The 14,974-nt window shown below is 59.2% G+C and carries 9 protein-coding genes and 9 pseudogenes; 12 read left to right on the forward strand and 6 right to left on the reverse strand.

The window, feature by feature from the left end; translation table 11 throughout:
• Nucleotides 1-579: 579 nt before the first annotated feature.
• The gene (locus tag AC0L3E_RS33405; protein WP_473606732.1) at nucleotides 580-2,703 is read right to left on the reverse strand and encodes a S46 family peptidase; all 2,124 of its coding nucleotides are present in this window, start codon (nucleotides 2,701-2,703) and stop codon (nucleotides 580-582) included.
• 374 nt (nucleotides 2,704-3,077) lie between these two features.
• Here AC0L3E_RS33405 and AC0L3E_RS33410 point away from each other — a divergent pair.
• The 10 genes and pseudogenes from AC0L3E_RS33410 to AC0L3E_RS33455 form a co-directional block, all read left to right on the forward strand.
• A pseudogene (locus AC0L3E_RS33410) lies at nucleotides 3,078-3,254 on the forward strand (biotin synthase BioB); the annotation flags it as partial.
• Between the two features lie 164 nt (nucleotides 3,255-3,418).
• Nucleotides 3,419-3,751: pseudogene (locus AC0L3E_RS33415) on the forward strand (adenosylmethionine--8-amino-7-oxononanoate transaminase); the annotation flags it as partial.
• A 107-nt stretch (nucleotides 3,752-3,858) separates the two neighbouring features.
• Nucleotides 3,859-4,029, forward strand: a pseudogene (locus tag AC0L3E_RS33420) (3-oxoacyl-ACP synthase); the annotation flags it as partial.
• Between the two features lie 46 nt (nucleotides 4,030-4,075).
• A pseudogene (locus AC0L3E_RS33425) lies at nucleotides 4,076-4,899 on the forward strand (FAD-dependent oxidoreductase); the annotation flags it as partial.
• Complete coding sequence (gene thiS / locus AC0L3E_RS33430; protein WP_473606734.1) at nucleotides 4,868-5,065, forward strand: sulfur carrier protein ThiS; 198 nt, start codon at nucleotides 4,868-4,870, stop codon at nucleotides 5,063-5,065. The pseudogene AC0L3E_RS33425 and the gene thiS, both read left to right, overlap by 32 nt.
• Before the next feature lie 2 nt (nucleotides 5,066-5,067).
• Nucleotides 5,068-5,399 (forward strand): annotated as a pseudogene (locus AC0L3E_RS33435) (thiazole synthase); the annotation flags it as partial.
• 53 nt (nucleotides 5,400-5,452) lie between these two features.
• Nucleotides 5,453-6,153, forward strand: a pseudogene (locus AC0L3E_RS33440) (IS6 family transposase).
• A 58-nt stretch (nucleotides 6,154-6,211) separates the two neighbouring features.
• The gene (locus AC0L3E_RS33445; protein WP_473606735.1) at nucleotides 6,212-6,442 is read left to right on the forward strand and encodes a hypothetical protein; all 231 of its coding nucleotides are present in this window, start codon (nucleotides 6,212-6,214) and stop codon (nucleotides 6,440-6,442) included.
• Nucleotides 6,443-6,579: 137 nt separating this feature from the next.
• Nucleotides 6,580-6,939, forward strand: a complete 360-nt coding sequence (locus tag AC0L3E_RS33450) for a transposase (RefSeq protein WP_473606736.1) — start codon at nucleotides 6,580-6,582, stop codon at nucleotides 6,937-6,939.
• Between the two features lie 517 nt (nucleotides 6,940-7,456).
• Nucleotides 7,457-7,807 carry a c-type cytochrome gene (locus tag AC0L3E_RS33455; RefSeq protein ID WP_473606740.1) on the forward strand — a complete coding sequence of 117 codons (351 nt, stop codon included), beginning with the start codon at nucleotides 7,457-7,459 and terminating at the stop codon, nucleotides 7,805-7,807.
• 444 nt (nucleotides 7,808-8,251) lie between these two features.
• On the opposite strand, the pseudogene AC0L3E_RS33460 reads toward AC0L3E_RS33455, so the two are convergent.
• The 4 genes and pseudogenes from AC0L3E_RS33460 to AC0L3E_RS33475 all read right to left on the reverse strand — a co-directional run.
• Nucleotides 8,252-8,623: pseudogene (locus AC0L3E_RS33460) on the reverse strand (DDE-type integrase/transposase/recombinase); the annotation flags it as partial.
• A gap of 203 nt (nucleotides 8,624-8,826) precedes the next feature.
• Nucleotides 8,827-10,512, reverse strand: coding sequence for an NAD(P)/FAD-dependent oxidoreductase (locus AC0L3E_RS33465; protein ID WP_473606738.1), 1,686 nt, complete (start codon nucleotides 10,510-10,512; stop codon nucleotides 8,827-8,829).
• A 246-nt stretch (nucleotides 10,513-10,758) separates the two neighbouring features.
• On the reverse strand, nucleotides 10,759-10,824 hold the full coding sequence (locus AC0L3E_RS33470; RefSeq protein WP_473606741.1) for an isopentenyl transferase family protein: 66 nt from the start codon (nucleotides 10,822-10,824) through the stop codon (nucleotides 10,759-10,761).
• 106 nt (nucleotides 10,825-10,930) lie between these two features.
• Nucleotides 10,931-11,152: pseudogene (locus AC0L3E_RS33475) on the reverse strand (transposase); the annotation flags it as partial.
• On the opposite strand from AC0L3E_RS33475, the gene AC0L3E_RS33480 reads away from it, so the two are divergent.
• Both AC0L3E_RS33480 and AC0L3E_RS33485 read left to right on the forward strand, forming a co-directional pair.
• Nucleotides 11,046-11,321 carry a hypothetical protein gene (locus AC0L3E_RS33480; protein WP_473606742.1) on the forward strand — a complete coding sequence of 92 codons (276 nt, stop codon included), beginning with the start codon at nucleotides 11,046-11,048 and terminating at the stop codon, nucleotides 11,319-11,321. The pseudogene AC0L3E_RS33475 and the gene AC0L3E_RS33480 overlap by 107 nt on opposite strands.
• Nucleotides 11,322-11,595: 274 nt before the next feature.
• Nucleotides 11,596-12,145 (forward strand): annotated as a pseudogene (locus AC0L3E_RS33485) (ISNCY family transposase); the annotation flags it as partial.
• 244 nt (nucleotides 12,146-12,389) lie between these two features.
• On the opposite strand, the gene AC0L3E_RS33490 reads toward AC0L3E_RS33485, so the two are convergent.
• A partial coding sequence (locus AC0L3E_RS33490; RefSeq protein WP_473606739.1) for a Ulp1 family isopeptidase occupies nucleotides 12,390-14,974 on the reverse strand: 2,585 nt, incomplete at its 5' end.

Consider the following 14,974-nt stretch of genomic DNA (forward strand, 5'->3'; position numbering starts at 1 on the left):
GGGATCATGCCAAAGGCCTGCACGATAACCTCGACACGTCTCTTGAGGCCATGCTCAAGCAAAAAACGCTCCTCGATGGAGGGCTTCAGCTCGGACCTTGACTAGTGCGATTAACGAACGTCATTTCGCTGGTCGAACGGGTGAACCGCTTTATTGGTTCGTCGCCCGTAGCGCTTCCATTCCCTATGCTGCCTTCATTTCGCGGTCCTCGCCAAACTGTTCAGACAAATCGAAGCCAGCTCTCCCGCGGACAGACGCCGGCAAGCTGTGCGTGGACTTAACGAAACAGCCGTCCGCAATTTAGCGGAATCCCTGTCCAGAGTTTGCGAAACACGCAACCAAAACATGAAAGTGCGATGTTCAGGCGCATCGGTGCGACTGCACCAAGCTACGTCATTTGAAGTGATGCCAAGGGGAAACGGAATTGAGCAACGGCTCAAGCGCTGGCGAACCTTCGAATGTTGCGCATATTGGAGCGCCGCCGATTCGAGCACGATCAACGATCACTGTGGCAAGCTCACGTCAATGTCTCCGAAGTGCCGTTCTCTGGCGAGGCCGACGCATTTGCCGCCCGCCAGACTACCCCGCTCGGGAGCGCGACGCCGGCAGCACTCCCATTTCCTTGAGCAACCGGCCAGCGCCGTCAATCTTGTCCATGGTCCAGAGCATGAAGCGGCTGTCGACATGGATGCTGCGACTGCGGTCTGCGGCATATGCCCAATCGGAGATCACTCCATCAAGCGTGCCATCGAAGGCGAGGCCGACGAACTCGCCGCGCCCATTCAGCGTCGCCGAGCCGCTATTGCCGTTGGTGATGTCGGCGGTGGACAGGAAGTTGACCGGCAGCGTGCCCAGCGCCGGCGCGACATAGGGGCCATAATCCTTGGCTCGGATCGCTGCGATAGCCGCATCTGGAGCGTCGAACTCACCCTTGCCCGTTTCTTTGGCCAGAAGTCCCTCGGCCGTGGTGAAGGGCGTCCAGGTCTGCCCGTCGCGTGTTCGCCCCGCCACCTTGCCCCAGGTGATGCGCAGTGAGCCATTCGCGTCGGGATACATCGGCCGGCCGATTGCCTGCCGGTAGGCACGCTGACCGTGCATATAGATGGCGCGAGCCGCCTGGCTGCGTCCAGCACGGTCCTTCGCAGCCTGCTCCGCAGCGATGTCGCCGGGATAGAGAGCGACCGCCAGCTTGATGAAAGGGTCCTCGGATGCCTCGAAGGCAGCAGCGGGCTTATCAAGCCAGCCGAGCCGCGTCGCCGTGTCTGCGAGTTTGGTGCCTGCATAAAGTCGGTCAAGGCCAGTTTGGCCCAAAGCACTTTCGAAAGCAGTATCGCGGTCCTTTGCATCCAGCCGGCGATATTCGTCGAGTGCGGCCTCGAAAAGCTTTCGATCGATGTCTGGCAAATAGCGGCGTTCGATCTGCGTCAGCTGATCCGAGATTTCTTTATGGTTACGATCCTGAAAGCCGCTTTCACGGTCTTCATCGGGCTTCTCGTGCTCCTTTGTCCAGCGATAGAGAGTGCGTGCCGATGACAGTAGTTGCGCGCGATTGAGCAACGCCTGGCGCAGCCTCGCCAGCGAAGCCCGGCTATTCTCGCCCACCATCGCGTCCAGTTCGCGGATTGCTGCGTCAAAGCGCATCTGCCGCACGGGATACTCAGCGACCCAAGCGCGAAAAACTTCCTCCTCGGTAGCCTTGCGCGCGTCGAGGCCGATCGCGTCGGCACCGACTAGATCGCCCGCCAGCTTCTTCTTGTAGTTTTCAACGCCTTGTAGGATGGAGGCGTAGCGGATCTGCGCTTCGCGATTGCCTGCCGTGGCTTGCTTGATCTGAGCGGCATAATCCGAGAGCAAACGCTGGGACAGTGGTTCGTATTCGGCGAAGTTGAACTGGACTTCATCGGCGGTGAGGAACCGCTGGGTTGCGCCGGGAAAGCCGGCGACCATCACGAAATCGCCTTCTTGGACGCCTTGACGGGCTATGGGCAGCCAACTCTTTGGCCCGTAAGGCACATTGTCACGCGCATAAGGCCGGGAGGAACCATCAGGAGCGACATAGGCGCGATAGAAGCCGAAATCGCCTGTGTGGCGCGGCCACATCCAATTGTCCGTTTCGCCGCCGAAGTTACCGGTGCCGAGCCCGGGCGCATAGACGAGGCGCACGTCCTGAATTTCAAGGTTCTGCTGGAGATAGTAGAAAGCGCCGCCATAGTAAGGCCTCACGTCGCAGCGGCGACTGGCCTGTTCTTCACATGCAGCGATCAGCGCCTTGCGGTTCGCTTCGAGCCGCTCATAGCGGGCAAGGCCGTTCAGCTTGTCCGAGACGCCCTTGAGCATGTCAGCGGTCACATCCCGCATATCCTCGGTCACATAGATGCGGCTGCCGGGCGCCGCAGGCAATTCTTCACCCAGGCTCTTCGCCAGAAACCCATTGGTGAGATAGTCTTGACCCTCCCTGCTGTTGTACTGGATGGACTCCAGCACGCAGTGATGGTTGGTGGCGACCAGCCCTTGCGGACTGACGAATGAGGCGGAGCATCCGCCCAGTGAAACGATCGCGCTAAGCGGGGCAGCGCCCGGACGGCTCAGCTGCGCGGGATCGATCTGGAGCCCATCCGCGCGCATGGCCGCGCCGACTTCCGCACTCTGGGCCGGCATCCACATGCCTTCGTTCGCCGATGCAGCGGTGGCCGTCCAGAGCAAGGCGATGGCACTTACCCAAGCAACCATATCACATTCGCAGTTCATACTGGTGCCTCTCCCATTCTATCTACTGTCTCCCCCGACTGGATCGACTTCGGGCTGGCCGGCGACGCCAGCGCCTGCGCGGCTGCCACTGGGACGGTCAACGCAAACAGCTAGGATGACGCTCCCCTCATCGTATCGGTTCTGGGCAACGTTTGCGGCTCGTCCGTTGCACTAATCGTGCCAAAGCAATAAAGCTTTCAACGACCCAAATGGTAAGCTGCCTTCCATGTCCGACCTCCGACATTTCGTCGTAGACCCGACGCCCTCGTCCTCGCTAGCGACGAGCCCGCTGCCGAATCGCCGTCGCCTGTCCATAATCGTGAGAGCGCGTTTCTTCACCCGATCTGCCGGAACATCCCGAAAGCGTTCCGATCGACATGCTTATCCCGATCGACGGCACCCCGCTTGCCGACGCCAAGCCGATCGAGCCGATCGAATTCGTGCGCGTGATCGCGCTGGCGCGCATCATGATGCCGAAATCGCATGTCCGTGTTTCAGCCGATCGCCGAGACCTCAGGCACGCTGCTGACCGCCGATGAGGTGATGACCGACCGGGGACGCACCGCAACCATGTTCGCCTGCGAGCAGGCTCCATTTCTCCTGATATCCTTCACCTCGAAGCCTGACCGGCGGCGCTATCCCGCTGGCTGCCACGCTGGCCACCGATACGATCCATTATTCGATCGACCGGAAGAAGACCTTCTTTCATTCGAGTTCGTACACCGCCAATCAGATTGCCTGTGCGGGCCGCACTCGCCAATTTCGAGATCTGGCGGAACGAGCCTGTCGCCGAGCGGATCGCGGCCTTGAGCGCGATGCAGGCCGCCGGGGCTTCGACGCTTTCGCGACACCTTTCTTCACCGGCAGCCGGGCGACCGGCACGATCGCGGCACTCGATCTGCGCGCCGGCTCCGCCGGCTATCTGGCCGAGATCGGACCGAAACTGCGCGCGTTCTTCCATGAGCGCGGCCTGCTTATTCGCCCGCTCGGCAATGTCCTCTACCCCCTCCCCCCCTATTGCATCACCGGCGACGAGTTGGACGGTCTCGATGACGCCATCGAGGATGGCCGGCGAACGCTTGGTTCGAGGCCACGGGCAGATCGTCGCGCATTCTCGGGCTTGGCCACCATGCGCCCGGGCGAAAGGTCGATAACCCGGAAATCGAAACCGGTCTCGGGCTCGAACCTGGCTGGATCGAGCAGCGCACCGGAATTCGCTCGCGATTCTGGGCAACGGACGAAGACACGTTGTCTGGCCTCGCCGCCCGTGCCGGCGACATGACTGGTCATTCATGATGGATAGGACAACAGACCAATGCGAAAGCTAGTGCTGGATCTCGGGCGCGATGCCGCCGACTGGTGGGACGCGGTACTGCCGGGCCAGGTGACACGGGCCGGAACGCTGGCCGTGGCCGCGCCGCGCGATACTGGCGAACTCGACCGGTTGCCAGCCGCACGTCGGGTCATCGGCGCGTCGATGAAGATGAAATCGCGTTGCTGGAGCCCGACCTCGCCGGTCGCTTTCGCGGTGGTCTGTTCTTCCCCAACGAGGCCCATCTCGACCCGCGCCGGACGATGGCTGCGCTTCACGACAAACTCGGAGTCATGGGCGTCGAATTCCGCTTTGGGGCGGATGCCCGGGAGATTGCCGGTTTCGATCGCCGGATCGACTGCGCGGGGATGGCGTCAGAAGCCAATGGGCTACGTGGCGTTCGTGGCGAGATGCTGATCCTGCGCACGCCTGATATCTCTCTGTCACGCCCGGTACGGGTCCTTCATCCGCGCTTCCCGCTCTACATAGTGCCGCGCGCTGGTGACTGTTTCATGATAGGCGCGACGATGATCGAGAGCCAGTCCACTGGGCCTGTCGCGGCGCGTTCGATGATGGAGCTGCTGGGAGCCGCCTATGCCCTCCATCCGGCCTTTGGCGAGGCCGAAATCGTTGAGGCCGGTGTTGGCGTTCGTCCGGCTTTTCTAGACAACCTGCCGCGAGTCGAGCTCCATGGAAGCGCCATCGCAATCAACGGACTTTATCGCCATGGCTTTCTCCTCGCCCCCGCAATGGCGCGCCAAGCGGCCGGAATGCTTTTCAATCCCGACAAACCCACGGAGCTTGCCAATGAAATTGATGGTCAACGGCGAAGCGCATGAGATTGCCGCCACCACGCTGGCCGAATTGCCTACAGCCCTCGACTACGAAGGCGATTGGCTGGCGACGGCCGTCAACAGCGACCTCGTACACAAAGCCAATCGGGCGGAGTTCCAGTTGAGCGACGGCGACCGGATTGAAATCCTTTCGCCCATGCAGGGAGGCTAGCCATGTTCGAGCTTTTCGGGGCGACGCTTCCGTCTCGCCTGCTTCTCGGCACGGCTCAGTATCCTTCGCCAGCCGTCCTTGCCGATGCGGTCAAGGCGTCGGGTACGTCGGTGCTGACCGTGTCATTGCGGCGCGAGATGGCGGGCAGCAGAGCCGGCGAAAAATTCTGGTCGTTGATCCGCGCGCTCGGCACGAGAATCCTCCCCAACACCGCCGGTTGCCACTCCGTCAAGGAAGCGGTCACCACCGCGAAAATGGCGCGCGAAGTGTTCGGCACGAACTGGATCAAGCTCGGATCGGCAACCACGACACGCTGCAGCCCGATGTGTTCGGCCGGCGTTATCAACTTAACTCGCGTTCAGGGATATGCGGCATAGACCCGATGTCATGAACACCGCAACCGTCAGCTACAAGCGCCATCGTTTCCCGCCGCAGATCATCGCCAATGCGGTCTGGCTCTACTACAGGTTCCCCTTGAGCCTGCGTCTGGTCGAGGAAATGCTGCTGGAGCGCGGGATCGTGGTTTCGTATGAGACAATCCGCCGGTGGGGCATCAAGTTCGGTCCGCATTACGCTCGCCGCTTGCGCCGCAAGCAGCACAGCCGAAACGATGTCTGGCACCTGGACGAGGTCGTCATCACCATCGCCGGCAGGAAACACTGGTTGTGGCGCGCCGTTGCCCAGGATGGCTATGTGCTCGACGAGATCGTCTGGAACCGCCGCAACACCAAAGCGGCCAAGCGCTTGCTGACGCGGCTGCTGAAGAAGCAAGGCGTCGCGCCGAAGCGCATGATCACCGACAAGCTGCGCTCCTATGGAGCAGCCAGGCGACAGGTGATGCCTGACGTCGAGCATCGGGCGCATAAGGGATTGAACAACCGTGCCGAGAATTCGCATGTGCCGCTGCGAAAACGGGAGCGGATTATGCAAGGCTTCCGATCACCAGAAGCACTGCAACGCTTCGTTTCGATCTTCTCGGCTCTGCGCAATCTCTTCGTCCCGCCCCGCTCAAACGCTCCGCTCTCGCTACACATATTCGCCGCCTGCAGACCATGGCGAAATGGAAAGCCGTGGCCATGGTCAGCTGACATCAGCGGCTGCAGGTCTCAACGCGTGTATATGCAGACAACGTGACATCCCCTCTCGGTGAACTCGGTCAAGGGCAAGGCCGCACCCCAGCTCTCGCGCGAGATCGGCGTGCAGTTCAAGACCGCCTGGGTGATGCTCATGAAGCTACGTGAGGCGATCGCGTGGCGCAGGGAAGACATGGTGTTCAAGGGCGAAGTCGAGATCGACGGCAATACGCTGGCGGCTATATCCGACCCGAGAACAAGGCCGAAGACCGCGTCGACCGCCGGCCGAGACCGCGCTCCCTGAGCGCCAAGGCGCACAGCCGCTTCATGTTCTGGAACTGCTTCAGGCGTGGCGGCCAGACGTTCACGCGCGGCATCCGCGGCGATGACGGAGGTGGGCAGCGGTCCGTGACCACGTCTCCCGCGAAGCTACCGTGAACCGTGATCTCCGACGAGCATGGCAGCTACAACGACCTGGCGGGCGTCAACAAGCTGAAGCGAGTGAACCGCTCCAAGGCCTACCAGACCGAGGGCGGCACGAACACCAACCAGGTCGAAAGCTTCTTCTCGCGGGTGCAGCGCGCCTACCCGACCAATCTTTGCGAGCTGTCGAGGACCGCTGACAGACGATTTGCGATATGGGTCTGCGGGGCCTTGGCTGCGACTCCTCGGAAATGGATCCCATTCGCATTTTGTATGAAATCGCCGGCTTTTCCGGTTGGCACAAGCGTTGCAGAGCTATTTGCGATAACATTTCGCCTAATGGGTAGGACGCATGAATTGCTGCAACAAGCTGCCTGACATCGGCCGCCGTCAATTTCTAAGAGGAGGAACGTTTGCCGATGCAGGAAGGGCCATACCTGTGGAACTGCCTGCGCAGACTCAGACAAAGTCTGCACTGGGGCTGGCACTCGTCGAATACCCATCGAACAGGCTGAAGCCGAACGAACCCTCGACGTCAGTTACCAGACGGCGCGGGCCGGACCGCGACATTGTCAGATTCTCGACCACGCGCCCGCACAAGAGCTTTCCATGGAACTACAACGCAGATGACCACTCCTTTAGTTGTCCCGACCACAACATACATTTGAGAAAGGTAGCAAATCTGGGACCAGTCGACGGCCAATCTTCCTCAATACGAGCTGCGCATCGACGCCAAGGGCGAAATCTACGCCGAGTGAGTCGACGAGCTTCTTTACGGCTGCCTGAGCAACGTACTTTAAGCGAGGATTGGATCATGGCTTATAAACATATCGACCGCCTGCCGTACCTTCAATCGGGGAATTCCCGCGTGAAATATCTGTTCGTCGGCGCCACAATGGTTTTGGCGTGCTTGCCTCCGGTCGCCCGGGCTCAGGATATCGAGGCCGGAAAGACAGTCTTCAAAAAGTGTGCCGCCTGCCACAGCGCTGATACCGACGCGAATAAGGTCGGGCCAACCTTGAAAGGCGTTGTAGGCCGGACAGCTGGCACCGTCCCGGGCTATTCGTACTCGAAAGCCATGAAGGATGAGGGCGCAGCGGGCCTCGTATGGGATGAGCCGAACCTGATGGCATATTTGGCCAATCCCAAGGCGAAAGTCCCGGCAAACAAAATGGGGTTCCCTGGCCTCAAGAATCCCGAGGACCTCAAAAACGTCATCGCCTATCTCAGGAGTGTGTCAGGTTAGAAACCTTTGGCCGTTGCGTTTCGGGAACAACGCGAAGGAGGGAGCAATCGTGTTTCACGCCGTGAAACCAGTTTTGAAAGCCGACTGTTCTGTCGGGCAAAGTGGCGAAGCTATCCGACGCGGCTGGTCGAGCAGGCCTGTGCTCATGCCGTCAGCAACCGCAGGACGGGAATCCATCCAATACGCTTGCTCTGGCTTCGCCAGGACGGTACTCACTGGGCCGCGTCCTATGGCTCTGCCCAAAATATAGCCATGCGTCGCAGCGCCCTTAATAGGTCAAAGTTGGTTAAGTTGCTCCCTCTTCCGGCAGCCTGCATTCAGCAAGGGCCGCCGACAATTGACTCATTTCGCTGAGTTTCCGGGGCTGTCGTCCCGTTTCAACGGGATGAGGGGGGATGTCACGTTGTCTGCATATACACGCGTTGAGACCTGCAGCCGCTGATGTCAGCTGACCATGGCCACGGCTTTCCATTCCGCCATGGCCTGCAGGCGGTGAATATGTGTAGCGAGAGCGGAGCATTTTGAGCGGGGCGGGACGAAGAGATTGCGCAGAGCCGAGAAGATCGAAACGAAGCGTTGCAGTGCTCCTGGTGATCGGAAGCCTTGCATAATCCGCTCCCGTTTTCGCGGCGGCACATGCGAATTCTCGGCACGGTTGTTCAATCCCTTATGCGACCAATGCTCGACGTCCGGCATCACCTGTCGCCTGGCTGCTCCATAGGAGCGCAGCTTGTCGGTGATCATGCGCTTCGGCGCGACGCCTTGCTTCTTCAGCAGCCGCGTCAGCAAGCGCTTGGCCGCTTTGGTGTTGCGGCGGTTCCAATACCGATGCTACTGCATCCCGCGCCTGTCAGCGCAGGAAATCCCATCCTAACCGGTCGACCATGGATTTTTGCGCCCTAAAGTGCCGATTCCCTGATATCCAACGCCGAAGTTTTCCCGGCCAGTATTTGATTGCAAATCTCCTGGAGTGTGGACGTTGCAAAACATTTAAGAAGCCTTTTCTAAAGAACGCTATCTCAATATCGATAAGCCGAATCCATCGAATCAATAGGGTTACCGCTCAAGAGCTGGCCGCCACTGCTGCGGATAACAGCACATGCGGCATTCAAGCCCGTTTGTACCGCGCCCTCGACCCACCCGCCGGTAAAGGAGCATCCACATCCTGCGAGATACAAGCCCGTGTCTTCTTCCGGTCTTTTTGCGGTAGCGAATTGGAAAAATAACCGTTCTGAATAGATGTCTTCACCAGGATAATTGAGCTTGAAGGCACCTACTGAATATGGGTCCATCAGCCAATCGTGCTGCAGGACATGACGTTCATAGTCACCGTTAGCCGGGACTAGATGACGGGCGAAATCAGGGGATATGGTGGCCAGATCATCGACCAGACGCTGGCTCCGTTCCTTTTTGTCCAGAATGGAAAGCATTTTGTTAGCATCATCTTCCCATGTATAACTTAACAGCACCACGCCCTTACCATCCGGATCATCGGGCTGATAGTCTAGGCAGTAAACCCCTCTGGCAAGGCCATCTGACAAGATGGTTGTCGGCGAGCCCTTTTTTAACCAGAACTTGTTTTCCGTCAGCATAAACAGCTTGGAAGAGCCGGTAAGGTGAGTTTCTCTGACCGCTCGCAAAACTTCGTTAGTAAGAAAGGTTCCATCCGCCGTGAGACGATGGGCCAGCTCCATAGCTCGATTGCTGGTAGTGACGATGACGCGGTCAAAAGGCACGACCTGCCCTCCTGCGCATGTCACGAGAATCTGACCGCCCTGTTTGTAAATACGGCTTACACGACCGTAGCGGACACGCTGCCGCAAACTCACACCGTTAAGCTCCTGTTCAGCCAACCGTTTCACCAACAGGGAGATCCCTCCCATAATCAGGCGCTGATCGTCCTCGTACCCGTTAATTACTAGACGCAGTATCTCAGTAAACGCGGCTTGGTACACAGGTAAAAAGCCTCCAGATCCAATCCCCAGCGATCCGAAAAGCTCAAAATCTTCCGGCCTTTTCCAAGGTACGCGCCCTGGTGGCTGCGGTCCGGTAAAGATGGTGACGAGGGCCGAATAGAAGGAGATGTCGCGAAACGAATCTAGCCAGGCCTGCCATGCGTCACGAGCTTGGTCAAAGCGATGCGACCGAAGCAAAGTTGTGATCTTCGCCGGTGCGGGCAGTTGAATCCCTTCGTGCACGTAACCGTCGCTTATCAAAGCCTGCCATCCTTGATGAACGCGTCTGAACAGTGGCGGCGGAGACTCGCCGGCCTGCCATAAATGACGCGCACCTCGATAGTGCACCTCGGTATCCACGATGCCCGGATCGGGGAAGGAAGCTGCGGTATCTATCCTCAATTTGTCCAGATAATGGAACAGGCAGGTTGCGCTGGAAGGAAAGCGCATAGCGCCCATCTCGGCAATGAGATGCGGTTCGCGCGGGTCGAAGATTTGTGACCAAGCCCGCCCACCCATACGATCCCGCGCCTCAAATAGCACGATGTCCGTTATTCCGGCGCGCAAAAGTTCAGTCGCCGCCACCAAGCCACTGATGCCGGCGCCCACAATGCCAACCCGCGGGCGCCGGCTGTTTTGAGCAAAGCTCCCAATACCACCTTCAGACTCGCTCAATCGCAAGAACGGTCCATAATCATACAGAAGATCGATACTCGGCAATGAATTTCTTGCGATGGTATTGTTCAGCATACCGCTCTCCGGTGATAGCTATATTTCTTGAGATCTAGTGTGGCCGCCCTCAGAATGCCTCCCCCGTTAAATTGGAACGCTGGCCAGAGCATAACAATTGCTGCTCAACGGAGGCGCAATTAACGGCGTGTATTAGAAGAGAGCTTGCCATAATAATCACTGCAAACGCATCTCGCTAATCGACGATTGACTCGATATTTATTTGGATCGGAATGGATTGCTTAGCCGAAATACATCGCATTCCTCTCATATTGGGAATTCGCGCTCCTGCCACCGAGCATGTTCCAAATACTCTTGCGCTATATCTTCTATTAGTGCTTGCTAACGATCCATATTATCTAATTCTTTCTATCACTCAATTCCCATTCATTGAATTAATATTACGTTTCATATGTAATATAATACGCTTCCTCACTGATCAGAACCCATTTGTCCATTCTCTTTGGCCGATGGACATGATGCGCCAAGGCAGGTTTTCGAGCTTGCGCCAAGCATCGCAGCAATGGGCGACGATATCGTCATAGGATTTGAAGATGCGGTTCGACAGCCAGTTTTCGCGCATGACGAGCCAGAGGTTTTCGACCGGGTTGAGCTCCGGTGATTTCGGCGGCAGTGGCAGGATGGTGATATTCGTGGGCACGACGCCTGGCGTCCTTTCCGGCAAGCAGCCTTTGGTTGCTTCCATCGACGGCTATATCACTTTGGGGGGCGAGGATGAGGCAGCTGACTACGTCGACGAAAACGGCCAGGCATGGCAGGCCACGCCCGGTGCAGTCGCGTGGCTGGCGGAGGTTACCAGAAAGGGCTGAAACCACGACGACTGCGTGACTGACCACCGGAACCGATGGGCGTGTTCTAATTTGGGTATACCCGGCCTAAACACCTGCCATGAACACGTCGCAACCGGAAAAGCTTGTATATTGTGGGCTCAATCTTCGTCAATGAACAGAGCATCGCCCCGGCACACCCAAAATGAACAGTTTGCATAACCCGCATCGGATACGCCCGCACCTCCACCACCGAACAGAACCTCGCCGCGCAGATCGCCGCGCTCAAGGCCGCCGGCTGCGAGGTCATCCGCGAAGAGCAGAAAAGCGGTTCAGTCCGCCAGCTACGCCGCATCAGCGTCTGGTTGCAGACGCTCGCACCTCAGATGCAGTCCGCTCCCGTCTGCAGGAAATCTACGCCGGGCTCGATCCTGTCCTGCTATTGCGCGATATCCGTGCCGTGCAGGAGCGACTCGCTGCGCTTGCCGATACTCCGCCCGCCATGCGCCCTGACGGAACAGCTCAGCCAATCGACCTTTTCTTGGCGAGTTTGCGGACTGCTTGGAAGAACGGAGCTATCCGGCCGACGGGTCGCCCGATTGTGAAAGCCAAAAGGGGGCGGCGGCGTCCTGACCCTCTCGTCAAGGCGACTGCGGTACGAAATTGGTTCGAAGCCGAACCATGGCGAAACCGGCAGCGAACTTCTGTCACGACCGCAGGCCGAGTATCCCGGCGATTACCCGGACAAACTGCTTCGAACGCTTCAGCGCCGGCTAAAGGTCTGGCGCAGCGAACAGGCGGACGCGTTGCTGTTTGGCCCCTTGAACAAGGCGCCGCCGATCCTGGAGATCGCGGGGCCACACTGAGGCCCCGTGGCGCTCGCTAAGGAGGCCGGGAGCAAAATGGATGAGGCAACGCTCGAATCTCGAGGAACATCGTTACGTGAGGCAATACGGCATCTCATCCTGATCGTCGCGCTATAGAGTTCCAGGCCTACATCGCCTTCCAACAATGCCAGGCTGATCAATTACGGCGAGAGCAACCGGTCTGGAGATCGCATCAGCCTCACCGTTGCCAAAAAGAGCTGTTCTGCCTCATCCGCCATCGAGCTCAACGCCCCGCGTCGGAGCGCTCTCTGCTTCGGGAGGAAGCCATGAGGTCCGCGCGGGCTTGGTTGGAGTCTTGCCTGGTGGATGACGTATTTGCTTCGCTCAGCTGCCGCCCGATTGCGAGGCTTTGCGGATTCTCAGTCCTCTGCCTCTTCGCCGGTCTCAACAGGGCTGTGTAATGTTCATTGTTTATGATGGCGCCCCCGCTGTTCACGCGGTTATTCCTGTCAAGTGTACTCATCGGCTCGTCCTGGGCCTCGCGCGTCTGGCCCAAGTGCCGGTCAAACGGCGCTGGCGCGATTTGTCGGGCTTGCTGCTCTTGCAAGACGGCGTGTTGCACCTGCGACCCGGCTGCTGCAAAAGCATCCGCGGGGATTGCGGCAAGCTCGTGCGGCAAGCGGCCCTCCCTCAGTCGGTTTTGCAGCGCCTGCCGGTCGGCGACGAGATAGTCGAGGTGCAGCGGCAGCTGCGGGACTGGCCGCTCTTCGTTCGCCAATCGAAGAACCAGCTCGCGCGTGCCGTCCACCACAAAGACGCCGCAATCAACACCGTTGTTCTGCCGGGCCATGGCGGGTGTCACAAAGGTGGTCGCGTCCAGTCTTGTTGCGAGCTCTCGTGCAGGTGCGTCATTGGATCCCCGTCGATCGCGCTGATGGATGGAGTCGTAGTGATAGGCGACCGCTCTTTCCGGGTCGCGGCGATCAACGAGCAGCAACGACCAATGCTCGTTGCGTCCATCATTCTCCACCATAGCCATGGGATTGCCACTGTTCACTGGCAGGAACACGAAGTCGGCTGCGACGTCGTTTTGATGATAGATGGACAGCAATGTAGGTTGCGGGTCCCGGTCGTGACGGCGCAGTTGCTGGGAGACCAAGGAATCCACCAACCGCGTTCGGGCGGCGAGCGCTGGGTGGGCGGCCTGCAGGCTCTGCTCCAGCAACCGGTAATCCCTGTGAATATGGACGTCGTTCAGCAAGTCGTCGCCGAGCACCGCGCCCGCGGGAAGGTTGGACGAGCTTGACGGAAAAGCTCCGATCGGAGCATCGGAGGAGGTGGTCAGATCGACCAACGGAACATCGCGATAGGTGTCTGACAGCCTGGCGGTCGCTGGCGAGGCGGGTTCTGGAACCCTTGCCGGTAGTGCTGCCGCTGCAGCTTCCCTCATCCGACCGCGATGGACGAGCCAAAAGTCGTTGCGCCCTTCCGGCCTCTCGGCGGTGTAGCCGTGACCTTTGATCTCGTAGTTCCATTTCGGGTTTTCCGCATCCGGCAAGAGGCCATGGTGGTCCAAGGAAGAGAGCATTGCGTCTGGGACGGGTTGAGTCCCATGGGAGAAGCCTTTGGGGACGGCGAATGAGACGTCTATGGAGTTCTCGATGGCAGCGAGGGGTGCCTCAGACCTTGCGGAGGGCGCGGCCTGCGCATGCAGCCTTCCGATGTGTTCGGACCCTGTGCCTTGAACCGGCACCCCTTCCAATGGCAATTCACCCAACTGCTGCATGGGGGGCTGCATCGGCACGCGGCCGCCTGAATTGCCGATTTCGCTCGGCGGCTGCTGAATGGCGGCGACTTGCGGCGTATTCAGGGCCCACTGCCTCTCCGTCGGCCGCAACGGCGCCGTCGAATGTTCATTGTTGATGAGGAACCGCTCGGGTGGCAGGAGGTTGCCCTGGTCAAGCGCATCCGGCGTGGGCCGGATCTGCTGTTGGCTGGCAGCTAACGCTGGTGGGGCGGCGGCCTCAACTCCGGCGTGTCCAGAGCCGGCCGCTGCCAAAGCGTCGGCCACGATGCTGTTGAGGTCATTCGGTCCAGCGGGCATCCCTGGGTCGCTGAAAAAAGACGAGGCGGCTTGATCATCCTGCCGTTGCTGAAGCACTTCGCGGAACCCATGTTCCAGTCGCAGAAGCTCCTTTGGATTGGTTGGCGACTCGTCAGCTTGATCGAACAGCCTCCGGGCCGTCTCGAGACCCCCGTCTGACAAGGGCTCCGCATCGCGAACCCGTTGCAGCGCGGAGAGGAGCTTGCGGTTGCCTGGAAACAACGTCTCGGCGAATTTGATCCGCGAATCGTGATCCAGCCCAGAGATCGTCTGGCCCCGACTCTCAAGCGCCTCAGAAAATCTGCGGAGACTACGACCATAGACACCACGGGTGCTTGAGGCCAAGCTGCTGTCACTGGCCACTTGTTCCAAGACATGCGCGTCTGCCTTTGACGGCACTGCCGGCCGGGCAGTCGCTGAATAGTCCGGCTCATGATACGCACGCAGAACGTTCAAAGCCTTCTTCAAATAATCGTTTTTCGGAAAGAAGGCATCGACGTGATCGACCAGGGATTGGTGATTTTTTATATCAGTCGCTTGGCCGCGAGCGCCGAGATCATTCGCCAATCGGCGAAGTGCATACTTGTACATTCGGAGCGTCGCCGCGCTATGGTGTTGCTGAGCCGCAGCGTGGGCGATCGCCTTATCAATAACGTCCCGGTGTTCGCCGGACAGATGGGGATAGCCGGTAGCACGGGCGCCACTCGCGACAGGAGCCGGATCGGCTCGGCGCGGCTCGGCCACGTGCTGCTCAAAGCCCGCTT

The sequence above is a fragment of the Mesorhizobium sp. WSM4822 genome (assembly GCF_055811155.1).

What these genes read in the sequence shown, in the direction of transcription:
- AC0L3E_RS33465 (WP_473606738.1), bottom strand. Translation starts at nt 10,512, where the DNA reads ATGCTGAACAATACCATCGCAAGAAATTCATTGCCGAGTATCGATCTT.
- thiS (WP_473606734.1), top strand. Translation starts at nt 4,868, where the DNA reads ATGAAATTGATGGTCAACGGCGAAGCGCATGAGATTGCCGCCACCACG.
- AC0L3E_RS33480 (WP_473606742.1), top strand. Translation starts at nt 11,046, where the DNA reads ATGCGGTTCGACAGCCAGTTTTCGCGCATGACGAGCCAGAGGTTTTCG.
- AC0L3E_RS33455 (WP_473606740.1), top strand. Translation starts at nt 7,457, where the DNA reads ATGGTTTTGGCGTGCTTGCCTCCGGTCGCCCGGGCTCAGGATATCGAG.